The sequence below is a fragment of the Aromatoleum toluolicum genome (assembly GCF_012911005.2).
Lineage (GTDB): Bacteria > Pseudomonadota > Gammaproteobacteria > Burkholderiales > Rhodocyclaceae > Aromatoleum > Aromatoleum toluolicum.
Genome location: NZ_WTVS01000062.1, coordinates 17507 through 32375, shown reverse-complemented (window position 1 = coordinate 32375; position 14869 = coordinate 17507). Strand labels below are relative to the sequence as shown.

The 14869-nt window shown below is 68.8% G+C and carries 16 protein-coding genes; 12 read left to right on the top strand and 4 right to left on the bottom strand.

Annotated features, from left to right (window positions below; translation table 11 throughout):
• A partial coding sequence (locus GPA27_RS22235) for an ABC transporter ATP-binding protein (protein ID WP_169142619.1) occupies window positions 1-512 on the top strand: 512 nt, incomplete at its 5' end.
• A 74-nt stretch (window positions 513-586) separates the two neighbouring features.
• Here the strand turns inward: GPA27_RS22235 and GPA27_RS22230 are convergent.
• Entirely contained in the window at window positions 587-1501 is a 915-nt protein-coding gene (locus GPA27_RS22230) for a DMT family transporter (RefSeq protein WP_169142618.1), read from the bottom strand.
• Window positions 1502-1602: 101 nt separating this feature from the next.
• Here GPA27_RS22230 and GPA27_RS22225 point away from each other — a divergent pair, with 101 nt between their 5' ends.
• The 6 genes from GPA27_RS22225 (at window position 1603) to GPA27_RS22200 (ending at window position 6576) form a co-directional block, all read left to right on the top strand.
• Window positions 1603-2460 carry a LysR family transcriptional regulator gene (locus GPA27_RS22225; RefSeq protein WP_169142617.1) on the top strand — a complete coding sequence of 286 codons (858 nt, stop codon included), beginning with the start codon at window positions 1603-1605 and terminating at the stop codon, window positions 2458-2460.
• A 1-nt stretch (window position 2461) separates the two neighbouring features.
• Window positions 2462-4057: an ATP-binding protein gene (locus tag GPA27_RS22220; RefSeq protein ID WP_169142616.1), complete on the top strand. Its 1596-nt coding sequence runs from the start codon at window positions 2462-2464 to the stop codon at window positions 4055-4057.
• A gap of 2 nt (window positions 4058-4059) precedes the next feature.
• Window positions 4060-4692 carry a response regulator transcription factor gene (locus GPA27_RS22215; protein WP_246261358.1) on the top strand — a complete coding sequence of 211 codons (633 nt, stop codon included), beginning with the start codon at window positions 4060-4062 and terminating at the stop codon, window positions 4690-4692.
• 116 nt (window positions 4693-4808) lie between these two features.
• The gene (locus GPA27_RS22210) at window positions 4809-5135 is read left to right on the top strand and encodes a hypothetical protein (RefSeq protein ID WP_169142615.1); all 327 of its coding nucleotides are present in this window, start codon (window positions 4809-4811) and stop codon (window positions 5133-5135) included.
• The gene (locus GPA27_RS22205; protein ID WP_169142614.1) at window positions 5132-6391 is read left to right on the top strand and encodes a putative Na+/H+ antiporter; all 1260 of its coding nucleotides are present in this window, start codon (window positions 5132-5134) and stop codon (window positions 6389-6391) included. Before GPA27_RS22210 ends, GPA27_RS22205 begins: the two co-directional genes overlap by 4 nt.
• An 11-nt stretch (window positions 6392-6402) precedes the next feature.
• A complete protein-coding gene (locus GPA27_RS22200; RefSeq protein WP_169142613.1) occupies window positions 6403-6576 on the top strand; it encodes a hypothetical protein in 174 nt (57 codons plus the stop codon).
• A gap of 11 nt (window positions 6577-6587) precedes the next feature.
• Here GPA27_RS22200 and GPA27_RS22195 read toward each other — a convergent pair whose 3' ends face one another.
• The gene (locus GPA27_RS22195; protein ID WP_169142612.1) at window positions 6588-7106 is read right to left on the bottom strand and encodes an O-acetyl-ADP-ribose deacetylase; all 519 of its coding nucleotides are present in this window, start codon (window positions 7104-7106) and stop codon (window positions 6588-6590) included.
• Between the two features lie 232 nt (window positions 7107-7338).
• Here GPA27_RS22195 and GPA27_RS22190 point away from each other — a divergent pair, with 232 nt between their 5' ends.
• Complete coding sequence (locus GPA27_RS22190; protein ID WP_169142611.1) at window positions 7339-7611, top strand: PepSY domain-containing protein; 273 nt, start codon at window positions 7339-7341, stop codon at window positions 7609-7611.
• Between the two features lie 23 nt (window positions 7612-7634).
• The gene (locus tag GPA27_RS22185; RefSeq protein WP_169142610.1) at window positions 7635-8156 is read left to right on the top strand and encodes a cytochrome b/b6 domain-containing protein; all 522 of its coding nucleotides are present in this window, start codon (window positions 7635-7637) and stop codon (window positions 8154-8156) included.
• Between the two features lie 74 nt (window positions 8157-8230).
• Here GPA27_RS22185 and GPA27_RS22180 read toward each other — a convergent pair whose 3' ends face one another.
• Together GPA27_RS22180 and aptA are read right to left on the bottom strand one after the other, a co-directional pair.
• On the bottom strand, window positions 8231-9724 hold the full coding sequence (locus GPA27_RS22180; RefSeq protein ID WP_169142609.1) for a CoA-acylating methylmalonate-semialdehyde dehydrogenase: 1494 nt from the start codon (window positions 9722-9724) through the stop codon (window positions 8231-8233).
• 29 nt (window positions 9725-9753) lie between these two features.
• Window positions 9754-11061: an omega-aminotransferase AptA gene (aptA, locus tag GPA27_RS22175; RefSeq protein ID WP_169142608.1), complete on the bottom strand. Its 1308-nt coding sequence runs from the start codon at window positions 11059-11061 to the stop codon at window positions 9754-9756.
• 328 nt (window positions 11062-11389) lie between these two features.
• Between aptA and GPA27_RS22170 the strand changes: the two genes are divergently transcribed.
• The 3 genes from GPA27_RS22170 (at window position 11390) to GPA27_RS22160 (ending at window position 14809) form a co-directional block, all read left to right on the top strand.
• Window positions 11390-12316: a LysR family transcriptional regulator gene (locus tag GPA27_RS22170; RefSeq protein WP_169142607.1), complete on the top strand. Its 927-nt coding sequence runs from the start codon at window positions 11390-11392 to the stop codon at window positions 12314-12316.
• Window positions 12317-12594: 278 nt separating this feature from the next.
• Window positions 12595-12870: an HU family DNA-binding protein gene (locus GPA27_RS22165; RefSeq protein ID WP_050414315.1), complete on the top strand. Its 276-nt coding sequence runs from the start codon at window positions 12595-12597 to the stop codon at window positions 12868-12870.
• A gap of 445 nt (window positions 12871-13315) precedes the next feature.
• The gene (locus GPA27_RS22160) at window positions 13316-14809 is read left to right on the top strand and encodes a DEAD/DEAH box helicase (protein WP_169142606.1); all 1494 of its coding nucleotides are present in this window, start codon (window positions 13316-13318) and stop codon (window positions 14807-14809) included.
• Window positions 14810-14869: the final 60 nt, after the last annotated feature.

The window sequence follows — 14869 nt, the reverse complement described above, 5'->3', positions numbered from 1 at the left end:
GCATGAACCTCGTGCCGGAGAAACGCGAGCTCTTCGCCGAGATGAGCGTCGAGGACAACCTGCTGCTGGGCGCCTTCCAGCGCTACCGCTCGGGCAAGCGCGACCACGCCGAGACGATGAAGGAGGTCTATCACCTCTTCCCGCGCCTCGAGGAGCGCAAGGCGCAGCTCGCGGGCACGCTCTCCGGCGGCGAGCGCCAGATGCTCGCGGTGGGGCGCGCGCTGATGGCGAAGCCGAAGCTCCTGATGCTCGACGAACCGAGCCTGGGCCTCGCCCCGCTGATCGTGCGCGAAATCTTCCGCATCATCGGCGAGTTGCGCCGGCGCGGGGTGTCGATCCTGCTCGTCGAGCAGAACGCGCGCGCGGCGCTGCAGGTCGCCGACTATGCGTATGTACTCGAGACCGGCGAGATCTCGATGGAAGGCCCGGCCAAGCAGCTCGCCGATGATCCGCGCGTGATCGAGGCGTATCTGGGGCTGGGCGGGAAGCATCAGGCCATGTTGTCGACCTGAGATCAGGGCGCGCGTCGGCGTGCCTTGATCCGTCCGCTTATCCCGCGGTCCTCGTGCCCGGCGCGCCGACCGGTTCAGCGTGCCGCCGGGCAGGCGGCCGGGACCAGGCGCGCGATGGGCCGCGCCGCGACGAAGGCGCCGAGCGACACGCACACCAGCCCCGCCAGCAGCCAGCCGGTCAGCGCTTCGCCGAGCAGCGGTGCGGCGGCGACACCGGCGAGCACCGGCACCAGCGCGATAAGCGCGCCGACCCGTTCGGCGCCGAGCTTCTCGACCGCCTTCAGGAACAGCAGCATCGCGACGATGGTCGCGCCGAACCCTTGGTACAGGCCCTGCAGCACGAGCGTGGACATCGGCACCGCGTCGAGCTGCTTGGGCAGCCACAGCAGATACACCGGCAGGTAGATCAGCGCCGAGCTGAACGCGACGAAGCGCGTCAGCAGCCACGGATGGAAGCCCCAGCGCTTCGCGAGCACGCTGTAGAAGGCCCATGCGAGCGCGGATGCCAGGATCAGCGCGTCGCCCACCAGCATCGCCGTCGACCACGCGCTGCCGGCCATGTAGGACTGGGCGGCGAAACCCACCCCCAGCGCGATGAAGGCGAGCCCGAAGGCGCGTTCGCGCGGCATGCGCTGGCGCGTCAGCAGCCACGCGACGGCGGCGACGAGGAAGGGCTGCATGCCGGGCAGCAGGATGCCGCCATGCGCGGCCGGCACGAGCTTGAAGCCCGCATACACGAGCACGCCGTACAGCAGGCCGCCGACCATGCCCAGCGTCCACAGGCGCGCATCGCGCCACGACCCCGGCGGCAGGCTGCCCGCGAAAGGCAGCAGCAGGAAGGCGGCGACGCCCAGGCGCAGCGCGAGGATGTCGTGGCCCGTCAGCGCGCTCTTGCCGCCGAGGCGCGAGACGAGGATGAAGCCCGTCCAGATCGCCACGGTGCCGGCGGCGGCGAGGTAGCCGAGGGTCTGGTCCCGTCCGGTGCTCATCGTTTGCTCCCGAATGCTGTTGGTACGGCTGCCACGATAAGGCTGGACAATGTTCGCGTAAAATGAATAATTCTGATTCGAAGCATTCCTGAGAGAGAACGATGGATCTCGACGACCTGACCATCTTCCGCACCGTCGTACGCGAGGGCGGCATCACGCGCGCGGCCGAGAAGCTGCATCGCGTGCAGTCCAACGTCACGACGCGCATCCGTCAGCTCGAGGACAAGCTGGGCGTCGAGCTCTTCATCCGCGAGGGGCGGCGCCTGATCGTGTCGCCCTCCGGGCGCGTGCTGCTCGACTACGCCGACCGCCTGCTCGCGCTCGCCGACGAGGCGCGCGCCGCGGTGAGCGACGGCACGCCGCGCGGCCGGCTGCGTTTCGGCTCGATGGAGAGCACCGCGGCCGCTCGCCTGCCGGCGCTGCTCGCGCGCTTCCACGCGCAGTACCCGGAGGTGCAGCTGGAACTGCGCACCGGCCCGACCGGCCCGCTGATCGCCGAGGTCATCGACGGCCGGCTCGAATGCGCGCTCGTCAGCGGCCCGGTCGAGGACGCGCGCGTCACGAGCGTGCCGGCCTTCGACGAGGAACTCGTGCTCGTCGCGCCCGCAGGCCATCCGGCGATCGCGTCGCCGCGCGACCTGCGCGCGCGCACGCTGCTCACCTTCGAACCCGGCTGCGCCTATCGCCAGCGCCTGCAGGCGTGGCTCGCATCGGGCGAAGTCGTGCCCGAGCGCGTTGTCGAGCTCTCGTCCTACCACGCGATGATCGGCTGCGTCGCGTCCGGCATGGGCGTCGCGCTGGTGCCGCGCAGCCTGCTGGCGATGCTGCCGGTCGAGGACAGCGTGTCGATCCATGTGCTGCCGCCCGCGTTCGCGCTGGCGCGCACGGTGCTGATCCATCGCAGCGGCACGCCGGGGCCGACGGTGCGTGCGCTCGCAGACCTGATCGGGCGCGCCTGAGATGTTCCGGTCCCGCTTCGGCGGCGTCCCCGAGGCGCTGCCACCGGTCGGCGCGGTGCGCCATCCGTGGCTGCTGGCGCTGGCCTTCGGCATCGCCTACCTGCTGCTCGACCGCGCGAGCTACCTGTACCCGATGGCGGACTTCAAGGTCACGCCGTGGAACCCGCAGCCCAGCCTCGCGATCGCCTTCCTGATGGTGCTCGGGTGGCGCTGGCTGTGGGCCGTGCTCGTGACGGTGGTGGTCGCGGAAATGACGATCCGCGACGTCGCCTCGCCCGTTGCGGCCTTCGTGATCGCGCTGGTGCTCTCGCTCGGCTACGCGGCGATCGCGGCGACGCTGCAAGGCCGCCTGCACGTCACCGTGTCCCTGCGCCAGCGCAGCGACGTGTTGCGCCTGTTTGCCGTCGTCGCCGGCGGCAGCTTGCTGATCGGCGCGGCGTACGTCGCCGCGGTCGCGCTCCTCAGTGGCACTTCCGGCGGCATGGCCGAGGCGTGGCTGCGCTTCTGGATCGGCGACACGGTGGGCATCGTCGTGTCCCTGCCGCTGATCCTGATGATGCTCGACGCCTCGCGCCGCGCGCAGGTCGCGCTACTGCTGCGCAACCGCGAGGTGGTGCTGCAGCTGGGCGCGATCCTCGCGAGCCTGTGGATCGTGTTCGCGCTGCCGGACGCCCAGCGCTTCAACTATTTCTACGTCCTCTTCCTGCCGCTGGTGTGGATCGCCGCGCGCCACGGCATGGCCGGCACGGCACCGGCGATCATCCTGCTGCAGGTCGGCGTGATCATCGTCATGGAAGCGTCGGGCATCAGCTCGCTGGGTGTGTTCGAGCTGCAGGCCCTGCTGCTGGCGCTTGCGATGACCGGCTTTTTCGTTGCCGTGACGGTGGACGAGCGCCAGCGCATCTCCGACGACCTGCGCCGCACCCTCAAGCTCGCCGCCGCCGGCGAGATGGCCGCAGCGATCACGCACGAGCTCAACCAGCCGCTGACGGCGCTGAACAACTATGCGCGCGCCTGCCAGCTAATCCTGCAGTCCGATTCGTCGGCCGCACACGCGAGCCTGCCCGACACGCTCGACCGCATCTGCGCCGAAGCGCGCCGTGCGGGCGACGTGATCCGCCGCCTGCGCGATCTCTTCAAGGGCGGCGTCGAAGCGCGCGAGACGGTCGATATCGGCGCCGTCGCGGTCGCGATGCTCGATGCCATCCGCAGCCATGCGAGCCGCATCGACTTCCGCCTCGATCGGCTCGCGGTGCCCGCGCTGGTGCTGGCCGATCGCGTGCAGATCGAACTCGTGCTGCGCAACCTGCTGCAGAATGCCGTAGACGCGCTGGCGGGCCTGCCGGACGGCACGATCAGCCTGCGGCTGCGCGCGGACGAGGACGAATTGCGCGTAGATGTCGAGGATACCGGACCCGGCATCCCTCCGGACCGGGTGCTGAGCGTGTTCGAGCCCTTCGCCTCCGACAAGGCCAATGGCATGGGCGTGGGCCTGCCGATGAGCCGCGCGATCATCGAGTCGCACGGCGGACGCCTGGTCGCGGAGCCGGGGCCGGGCGGCCGCGTCCATTTCACGCTGCCCCGACTGAAGAGCTGAGCATGGATAACGACGAACACCTGCGCGACGAACGCCTGTGCGTGTTCCTCATCGACGATGACGCCTCGGTGCGCGACTCCCTGTCGTTGCTGCTGGGCATCCGCGGCTACGCGACGCGCGTGTTCGACAGCGCCGACGCCTTCCTGCACGCGGCAGGCGAGGGCGGCGACGCGTGGGCCGGCTGCGTGCTCACCGACATCCGCATGCCCGGCCTGTCCGGCCTCGATCTGCAGCGCGTCGCCGGCGAACGCGGCATGCCGCTGCCCTTCGTCGTGATGAGTGCGCACGGCGATGCGGCTGCCGCGCGCCAGGCCTTCCGCCAGGCGGCGATCGATTTCTTGGAGAAGCCCTTCGACGATGCCGACCTCTTCGCCGCGATCGAGCAGGCCTTCGCGCGCGAACGCGAACGCCTCGCCGCGGTGCGGCGCGAACACACGGTCAGCGGGCGGCTCGCCTCGCTGACCGAGCGCGAGTGCGAAGTCTGCGACCTGATGGTGCAGGGCCTGTCGAACCACGAGATCGCCGCTCGCCTGGGCATCAGCCATCGCACCGCGCAGGTGCACCGCGGGCGCGTGATGCAGAAGATGGACGCCGGGTCGCTCGCCGCCCTGATCGCCGCCTGCCGCGAGGGCTGACCCCAGCATTTCAGGCGCGCGGGCGGTGTGCGGATACGCCGATCCGCGTACGCGACCTGTCCAATTTCCGGGAAGTCTCCCGCCCGCTAATCTCGGGGCGTAGGAGGTTTTTCCCGATGGCGAAATTCTGGCTCCTGATCTACCCGGAGCTCAACCGCATCCCGCTGCGCGAGCGTGACGCTGCCCTGGGCGGTGCGCGTGCGACCCCGTTCGACGGCCTCGAGCTCGCCGCGATCGCGCTCGGCCTCGCGCTGACCGCGGGCGCCACGCGCTATGGGGTGTTCGACGGGTTCTCGCACCGGATCGAGGCCTTCCTAGCCAACTTCCTTCTTGCCGTTCCGCTGCTGGCGGTGCTTGCCGGCCCCTTCTTCGTCCGGCGCACGCGGCGCGGCCTGCAGCACTACCTCACACAACACCCACAAAGGGGAGCACGAGAGCAATGAGCGAGGCGACACCCGTACAGATGCTGGCTGCCGGCCTGTTCGCACTGGCCATCATCCACACCTTCTCGACCAAGTTCTTCGAGCAGCTGGCGCACCGCCATCCGGCGCATGCCGGCGTGTTCCACCTGCTCGGCGAAGTCGAGGTCGTGTTCGGCTTCTGGGCGATGGTGCTGATCGTCGCGATGGGCGTGCTCGCCGGGCGCGCCGACGCGATCGCCTACCTCGACAGCCGCAACTTCACCGAGCCGATGTTCGTGTTCGCGATCATGGTGATCGCCGGCAGCCGCCCGATCCTGCGTTTCGCGCTCGCGCTCGTGCGCATGGCGGCGAACTTCCTGCCGATGCACCAGAACGTCGCGTTCTACTTCATCACGATGGCGATGGTGCCGCTGCTCGGTTCCTTCATCACCGAACCGGCGGCGATGACGCTCGCGGCGCTGATCCTGCGCGACAAGTTCTTCGCCCACGGCATCTCCAACCGCCTCAAGTACGCGACGATCGGCACGCTGTTCGTCAACATCTCGATCGGTGGCACCCTCACGCCCTTCGCCGCGCCGCCGGTGCTGATGGTGGCCGGCACCTGGGGCTGGGACATCTGGTTCATGATCGCGACCTTCGGCTGGAAGGCGCTGATCGCGGTCGTCTTCAACGCCATCGTGGTCACGATGGTGTTCCGCCCGGAACTCGCCGCGCTCGACACCGGCACTGCGAAGAGCGGCGAGCGCATGCCGGGGCTCATGGTCGTGATCCACCTGCTGTTCCTCGCCGGCGTCGTCGCCTTCGCCCACCACCCCGCGGTGTTCATGGGCCTGCTGCTGTTCTTCCTCGGCTTCGCGACCGCCTACAAGCGCTATCAGGATCGCCTGATCCTGCGCGAAGGCCTGCTCGTCGCCTTCTTCCTCGCGGGGTTGGTCGTGCTCGGCGGACAGCAGCAGTGGTGGCTGCAGCCCGTGCTCACGGGCATGGACGCGACGACCGTGTACTTTGGCGCGACCGCATTGACCGCCTTCACCGACAACGCCGCGCTCACCTACCTCGGCTCGCTGGTGCAGGGCCTGTCGCCGGAATTCAAGTACGCGCTGGTGGCCGGCGCGGTGACCGGCGGCGGCCTAACGATCATCGCCAACGCGCCCAACCCGGCGGGTTTCGCGATCCTGCGCGGGCATTTCCCCGACGAGGCGATCCACCCGATCGGCCTGCTGCTGTCCGCGCTGCCGCCGACCCTGGTCGCGATCGTCGCCTTCCAGGTCCTGTAAGGAAGACCGCCATGAGCACGTTCGACGAAATCCTGCAGTGGTTCGAGACCCTGCCCGCGAGCTTCGCCTTCCTGCTCGCGCTGCCCTTCGTGATCGCCTTCGTCAGCCTGCTCAAGGACGCGGTCGAGCGCCGTGGCGGCAAGAAAGGGCGTCGCGGGAGCCATGGCGAGCTGAAGATCCTGTAGGCGGGCGCGCCTCACGCGGCCGGGGCGCCGAGCAGCGCCTCGTACAGCGCGAGGTCGCCCGCCGAGAAGCAGCAGAAGATCACGTCGGTGATCGTCGGCAAGGCAGCGACGCCCGCGCGCACGCTCGCCACCGCGATGCGCGCCGCCTCGTCCTTCGGGTAGCCATAGACGCCGGTGCTGATGCCCGGAAACGCCACCGTCCCCGCGCCGTTCGCCGCCGCCACGTCGAGCGCGCGCCGGTAGCACGACGCCAGCAGCGCCGCCTCGCCGTGCGTGCCGCCATGCCACACCGGGCCCACGGTGTGGATCACGAAGCGCGCCGGCAGGCGGTAGCCCTGCGTCAGCTTCGCCTCGCCGGTCGGGCAGCCGCCCAGCCCGCGGCATTCGTTCAGCAGTTCCGGCCCCGCCGCGCGGTGGATCGCCCCGTCCACGCCGCCTCCACCCAGCAGCGAGGCGTTCGCGGCGTTGACGATGGCATCGACGCGCAGGGTCGTGATGTCGCCCTGCAGCGCACGGAGGGTGGCGGTCATGGTCGGTCTCCTGTCATTCCGGCGGGGCGGTGATGAGCCAAGCCTAGCTTCCGCCCGGCACCGACTGCAAGGCGCAACGGTCGCCTTGCGCGCAACATGCCACGGTGAAGCGAGCTGTAACACTTGCCGGACGGAATCTTGAACCCCTGTTCACGGAACGTTCACATGCCGGCCACGAAAATGACTGCCGTGTCATATCGACATGCCTTTCAAATTTTCCAGGAGTTCACGCATGAAAGTTCATCACCTCGTCACCGCTGCCATGACCCTCAGCATCGGCACCGCCGCCTTCGCCGGCCCGCAATGCACCGAGGCGCCGAAGTCGTCCTGGCTCACCGAAGACGCGATGAAGCAGAAGATCGCCACCGACGGCTATACGATCGACAAGTTCAAGGTCACGTCCGGCAACTGCTACGAGATCTATGGCAAGGACAAAGACGGGAAGAAGGCCGAGGTGTACTTCAACCCGGTCGACGGCAACGTCGTGAAGGCCAAGCAGGGCTGACGCGCGCAGCGCGGGAGTCGGCCATGAGCAGCGAACGTATCCGCGTCTGGGACCTTCCCGTGCGCGTGTTCCACTGGGGGCTGGTGGCGATGTTCGCCACCGCCTGGCTCACGTCGGAGGACGCCGAGGCGCCGCACCGCTGGGCCGGCTACGTCGCCCTCGGCCTGCTCGCCTTCCGCATCGCGTGGGGCTTCGTCGGCAGCCCGCACGCGCGCTTCGCGGACTTCGTGCCGCGCGCCGTGGTGCTGCGCGATTATGTCGGCAAGCTGCTGCGGGGGCGCGAGCCGCGCCACGTCGGCCACAACCCGGCCGCGGCGGTGATGATCCTGCTGCTGATGGCGATGGTCGCACTGATCGGTGCCACCGGCTGGCTGATGACCACCGACTGGGGCTGGGGCAGCGAGGTCCTCGAGGAACTGCACGAGGGCGCCGTCAATATCACCTTGCTGGCGGTCGCCGTGCACGTCGCGGCGGCGATCTTCGAAAGCGTGCGCCACCGCGAGAACCTCGTGCGCGCGATGGTCACCGGCTACAAGCGCCGCTGACGCGCAGCACGGCTGCGAGAAAAACGGGCGGCGCCGGCAACGATTCCGGCGCCGCCCGTGTTTTTTGCGCCGCGTCAGCCGTTGCTCGGGAACGCGAACTGCGCCTTCTCGATGCCGGCCACCGCCCAGCGCTGCGTCATCGTCTTGCGCCGCGTGTAGAAGCGCACCGCGTCCGGCCCGTAGGCGTACAGGTCGCCGAACAGCGAGCGCTTCCAGCCGCCGAAGCTCTGACACGCCACCGGTACCGGCAATGGTACGTTCACGCCCACCATGCCGACCTGCACGGTGTCGGTGAAATGCCGCGCGACCGCGCCGTCGCGCGTGAACACGCAGGTGCCGTTGCCGAACTCGTGTGCGTCGATGAGGCGGATCGCCTCGTCGAGGCTGCGCACGCGCACCACCGCGAGCACCGGCCCGAAGATCTCCTCGCGATACACGCGCATCGACGGCTGCACGTGGTCGAGCAGCGTGCCGCCAAGGAAGAAGCCTTTCTCGTGCCCCGGCACCTTCAGCGTGCGCCCGTCGACGACGAGCTGTGCCCCTTCCTCGGCGCCGAGGTCGATGTAACTCTTCACCTTGTCGCGGTGCCCCCCGGTCACCAGCGGGCCCATGTCCAGCCCGCGTTCCTTGCCGTTGCCGATCCTGAGTTCCTCAACCTTGGGCTTGAGCCGCGCGACCAGTTCGTCGCCCACCGCGTCGCCGACCGCGACGACGACCGAGATCGCCATGCAGCGCTCGCCGCAGGAGCCGTAGGCCGCGCCCATGATCGCGTTGACCGCGTTGTCGAGGTCCGCATCGGGCATCACCACCGCGTGGTTCTTCGCCCCGCCCAGCGCCTGCACGCGCTTGCCGTGCGCGGTGCCGGTCGCATAGATGTATTCCGCGATCGGCGTCGAACCGACGAAGCTCACCGCCTGCACGCGCGCGTCGGTCAGCAGCGTATCGACCGCCTCCTTGTCGCCATTGACGACGTTGAACACGCCCGCCGGCAGGCCGGCCTCGGTCAGCAGCTCGGCCAGCAGCAGCGACGCCGACGGGTCCTTCTCCGAGGGCTTCAGCACGAAGGTGTTGCCGCACGCGATCGCCATCGGGAACATCCACATCGGCACCATGGACGGGAAGTTGAACGGCGTGATCCCCGCGACCACGCCCAGCGGCGGAAATTCCGACCACGAATCGATGTCCGGGCCGACGTCGCGGCTGTGCTCGCCCTTCAGGAACTCGGGCGCGCCGCAGGCGTATTCGACGACCTCGATGCCGCGCGCGAGCTCGCCGTGCGCGTCCTCCCACACCTTGCCGTGTTCCTCGACGATCGCCGCGACGATGCGGTCGGCGTTGCGCTCGAGCAACTCCTTGAACTTGAACAGCACGCGTGCGCGCTTGAGCGGCGGCGTCTTGCGCCACGCCGGGAAGGCCGCGGCCGCGGCGGCGATCGCCTGCTCGACGGTCGCCTTCGACGCCATCGCGACCTGGCGCACGGCGTGGCCGAGGGCCGGGTTGCAGACGGGCTGGGTGCGGTGGCTGTCGGCGATGCGGGTGCCGCCGATGTAGTGTCCGAGGGTTTCCATTTCGCGGTGTCTCTCTCGTTGAAGTCGTGTCAGGCGACCGTGCGCAGCGCCTGGCGCACGGTGTCGAAAATGCGGCCCAGCTCGTCGGGCGTCGAATCGAGGAAGGGCGAGAACTGCAGCACGTCGCCGCCGTTGCGGATCACCACGCCGGCCTCGAAGCACTTCAGGAACACCTCGAAGCCGCGCGCACCCACCGCTCCCGGGCGCGGCGCGAGTTCGATGCCGCCCATCAGGCCGACGTTGCGGATGTCGACGACCTTCGCCTCCTCACGCAGCGAATGGATCATTTCCTCGAAGATCGGTTCCACGGCGCGGGCGCGCGCGAAGCTGTCCTCCTCGCGGTAGGCGGCGAGCGTCGCCAGTCCCGCGGCGGCCGCGAGCGGGTGGCCGGAGTAGGTGTAGCCGTGGAAGAGCTCGACCACGTGCTCCGGGCCCTGCATCAGCGCGTCGTAGACGCCGTCGCGCACGATCACCGCGCCCATCGGCACGACACCGTTGGTGAGTCCCTTCGCGGTCGTGATGATGTCCGGCGTCACGCCGAAGCGCGCCGCGGCAAAGGGCGCGCCGACGCGCCCGAAGGCGGTGATCACCTCGTCGAAGATCAGCAGGATGCCGCATTTGTCGCAGATCTCGCGCAGGCGCTGCAAGTAGCCGATCGGCGGCACGAGGATGCCGGTCGAGCCCGCGACGGGTTCCACGATCACCGCGGCGATGTTGGAGGCGTCATGCAGCGCGCACAGGCGCTCGAGGTCGTCGGCGAGCTGCGCGCCCCACGCCGGCTGGCCTTTCGAGAACGCCATGTCGGCGGCGCTGTAGGTATGGCGGAGGTGATCGACCCCGGGCAGCAGCGCCGCGCTGAACACCTTGCGGTTGCCGGGGATGCCGCCCACCGACAGGCCGCCGAAGTTCACGCCGTGGTAGCCGCGCTCGCGCCCGATCAGCCGCGTGCGCTGGCCTTCGCCGCGCGCGCGGTGATAGGCGAGCGCGATCTTCAGCGCGGTGTCGGCCGACTCCGACCCCGAGTTCGTGAAGAACACCTTGCCCATGCCCGCCGGCGCCAGCGCGGCGACCTCGCGCGCGAGCGCGATCGCCTTGTCGTTGGTGACCTGGAAGCCCATCGCGTAGTCGAGGGTGGCGACCTGCTCCTGCACCGCGGCGACGATCTTCGGATGGCAGTGGCCGAGGCCGGAAGTCCACAGCCCCGAAAAGCCGTCGAGCAGCTGCCGCCCGTCGTCGGTCGTGTAGTAGTGGCCGCGCGCGCCGGTGATCACGCGGGGCGATTTCCAGAACGCGCGGTTCGCGGTGAAGGGCAGCCAGAAAGCCTGGTCGTTGGACATGCGGAGCTCCTTGTGGGGTCGCAGCCATCCTACGGAGACTCTTGCGTGCATGAAACGACAAGATGCGTACGCAAGGTTTCGGATAAGTGAAACAATGTGGGCACCTTGTTCCTCCCCCTTCAAGGGGGAGGTTAGGAGGGGGATGGGTTTCTGCCACGCCTACTGAACCCATCCCCACCTCAACCCGGGAGTCTACGCTTCGCTCCGCCGCTACGGCGGCGCAGAGCAGGTGCTCTGCGAAACCCCGCCTCCGCCCCCTTGAAGGGAAGGGAGTCACCGCGCAGCACTCAACCTGATATCACGTAATTGCTTTCCCGGTTAATAGACGATGAAGACACGAGCCCTCCTTGCCAGCCTCGCCGAAGCCGACCTGCGCCTGCTGCGCGTGTTCATCGCCATCGCCGAATCCGGCGGCCTCGCCGCGGCCGAGCTGCGTCTCAACATCAGCCGTTCGGTGATCAGCCGCCACCTCAAGGACCTCGAAGTGCGCCTCGGCGTGCGCCTGTGCGAGCGCGGCCGCGCCGGCTTCGCACTGACCGAGGAAGGGCAGGTCGTGCTCGACGCGGCACGGCGCCTGCTCGCGCAGATCGAGGCTTTCCGCGGCGAGGTCGCCGAGCTGCACGCCGGCATGCGCGGCGAACTCAGGCTCGTGATGTTCGACAAGGTCGTGTCCAATCCCGGTTGCCGCCTCGCCGACGCGATCGCCGTCTTCGGCGCCCAGGCCCCCGCAGTGACGCTCAACGTCTTCGTCGCCGGCAGCAGCGAGATCGAGAAGGGCCTCCTCGAAGGGCGCTTCCACGTCGCCGTCCATCCCTTCCACCGCGCGAGCGACAGCTTCACGTCGGTGCATCTGTTCGACGAATTCCTGCCGCTCTACGCCTCGCCACGCCATCCGCTGCTCGCCGGCGGGCGCCTGCCGTCCGACGACGAACTGCGCCGCGCGGCCTTCGTCGGCCTCGGCTACCACTCGCCGAACATGGAGAGCTTCTGGCGCCTGGGCCTGCAGCCGGCCGCGCGCGCCTTCGAGCAGGAGGCGAGCGTGCTGCTGATCCGCTCCGGGCGCTACGTCGGCTTCCTGCCGGACCACTACGCGCAGGCCTTCGAGGCGCGCGGCGAAATCGTGCGCATTCCGTCCGAAACCCTGCGCTATTCGTGCGAATGGCAGGCATCGATCGCGCGCACGCCCCCGCCGGGACGCGTCGCGCGGCGTTTCATGGAGATTCTCGTCGCGCTGCACGCTCCTGCAGCCGGTTGAGACGCCTGAAATTACCCTGCCGACGCTGATTTTCCGCCGTTTTTTTGACGAAAGCGCGGAGCGAGCGGGAACGGCCGCCGGACGGCTTTCACCTGCGTCGGCGTTTGCCCTGATTTCCGATCAGCCGCAAGGCATCCGAAAATGTGTCCATGGCATCGAAACATGCTTCGGAATTTGTATCGTTGACGCGGATGAATGCCCCGCAAGCCGCGACAATGCTAGAATCCGGCCGTTAGATGTGCAGCACCGAACAACTCACACACCAATCGAGGTAAAGCATGAACAAAGGTGAATTCGTCGAAGCCCTGGCTGACCGTCTGGATGTTTCGCGCGCTCAGGCCGACCGTGCCCTGTCCGCCGTGCTGGACATCATCGCCGAGCGCATGGCCGCGGGCGAGAAAGTGTCGTTCACGGGCTTCGGCTCCTTTGAAGTGTCCGAGCGCGCCGAGCGTACCGGCCGCAACCCGCAGACCGGCGCCTCGATCAAGATCGCCGCTTCGCGCGTGCCGAAGTTCTCGGCCGGCGCGACGCTGAAGGGCGCCGTCAACGGCTGATCCTGCCGTCTCGCACCGCAGTGAAGAGGGGCCCGACGCCGGCAGGTGTCGGGCCTTTTTGATTTTGTGCTTCCCCGGAAGGGCAAAATCGGCTACCATTGCGCCCGTTGTGCAATGCAGCAGTCGGTTTATCTTCAGGTCTTAACTCGCGGGACAGGATTCCGCGGACCCAGCCGAGGGACTGTATCCACAGCCCCATCGCCCCCGACCCTCCCGTCGAACTCCTCTCGTTCTCCTGATCGATAGGCATCGCGAATGCCGGTTGGTGCCGATGCGCGGTCGCATCCGTCGTCCTTTTTACGACGGTATCCGACCGGCCCAAGCCCATCGCGCGCTTGCCGCCACCGCGTCCCCCGTGGACGGTGCGATGCCTTTTCATTGGCCCGGTAAACCGGGCCGGATCCCGTCGCGACCACCCGTCGCCGCGGAAACACAGGAAGAACCCATGACGTTCAACGAACTCGGCCTCAACGAACTGCTGCTGAAAGCCATCGAAACCACCGGCTACACCGTTCCGTCCGACGTACAGCTGCAGGCGATCCCCGCCGCGCTGTCCGGCGCCGACCTGATGGTGTCGTCGCATACCGGCAGCGGCAAGACCGCCGCCTTCACGCTGCCCACCCTCAGCCGCCTCGTCGATCGCAAGCCCGCACCCGGTGCCGGCCCGCGCGTGCTGGTGCTGACCCCGACGCGTGAGCTGGCGCAGCAGGTCGAGAAGGCCGTGAAAACCTACGGTCGCAACCTGCGCTGGCTCAACACCGCCTGCCTCGTCGGCGGCGCGCCCTTCTTCGCCCAGGTGAAGCAGTTGCAGCGCCCCGTCGACGTCGTCGTCGCGACCCCGGGCCGCCTCATCGACCACCTGACGCGCCGCAAGATCAAGCTGTCGGACGTCGAAGTCCTGATTCTCGATGAAGCCGACCGCATGCTCGACATGGGCTTCGTCGAAGACATCGAGACCATCGTCGCCGCGACCCCGGCGAGCCGTCAGACCCTGCTGTTCTCGGCCACGCTCGACGGCGTCGTCGGCAATCTGGCGAGCAAGCTGCAGCGCAACCCGCAGCGCATCGAGATCGCCGCGACGGTCGAGAACCGTGGCAACATCGAACAGCGCCTGATGATGGCCGACAACCTCGTGCACAAGACGCGCCTGCTCGAGTCGCTGCTCGGCGGCGAGGGGCGTCAGCAGGCCGTGGTGTTCACCGCGACCAAGCGCAGCGCCGAGGAAGTGTCGCTGTCGCTGCAGGAAAAGGGCTTCTCGGCCGCCGCGCTGCACGGTGACATGCACCAGACCGCGCGTAACCGCACCCTCGACAAGCTGCGCCAGGGCCGCATCGATGTGCTCGTCGCGACCGACGTCGCCGCGCGCGGCATCGACGTCGCCGGCATCAGCCACGTCATCAACTTCGACCCGCCGCGCCAGGTCGAGGACTACGTGCACCGTATCGGCCGCACCGGCCGCGCCGGTCGTGACGGCATCGCGATCACGATGTCGGGTCCGCGCGAGATGGGCATCATCCGTGCAATCGAACGCTTCACCGGCAAACGCCTCGACGTGCACACCATCGCCGGTCTTGAGCCGACGCTGCGTCCGACTTCGCCGCGCCGCCCGTCGGGCGGTGGCGGTGGCAAGCCGGGCTTCGGCAGCGGTCGTCCGTCCAGCGGTTCGTCGTGGAGCCGCGATTCGCGCGACGCACGTCCGGGCGCCGGCAAGGGGTGGTCGTCGGAAGGGCCGGGCAGCAACCGTGGCGGTGAGCGCAGCAGCGCCCCGCGCGAGGAGCGCCCCGGCTTCGGCCGCAGCGAGCCGCGCAGCTTCGGCGATCGCAGCGCCTTTCCGCGCGAAGACCGCGCTCCCCGCCGTGAAGGCTCGCGCGACGGCGCCCGTTTCGGCGGCGACCGTCCGGAAGGCGCCCGCCGTCCGCGTCCGGCTTTCCGTGACTGAGTGATGCCGGCCCCCGCGCGAGCGGGGGCGCAAGCACCGGGAAGGCCCGGGTCGTGCAGC